1 pseudogene is annotated in these 282 nt (G+C 64.9%); it reads right to left on the bottom strand.

What is annotated here, in order from left to right:
* A pseudogene (locus SB822_RS56505) lies at positions 1-282 on the bottom strand (ethanolamine permease); the annotation flags it as partial.

Genomic DNA, 282 nt, shown 5'->3' on the forward strand with positions numbered 1-282 from the left:
GGATGATGCCGTGGAACGACGCGACGAGGCCGAACAGTCCCAGCCAGACCAGCATGTGCATCCAGCCGCTGTTTGCACCGACGATGTATTTCATCGCTTGCGGCAGCGGGTCGTTGATGTTGGAGAGCTTGGTCCAGTCGCCCGCCGCGCCCGCGAACACCATCACGCCGATGGCCAGCACGACGAGGGTCAGGATGCCCGCCACGGAGGCGATCGGGATGGAGCGCTTCGGGTTTTTCGCTTCTTCGGCGGCCATCGCGACGCCTGCGATCGCGGGGAAGA

The organism is Paraburkholderia sp. SIMBA_054, assembly GCF_046534875.1.
GTDB lineage: Bacteria > Pseudomonadota > Gammaproteobacteria > Burkholderiales > Burkholderiaceae > Paraburkholderia > Paraburkholderia hospita.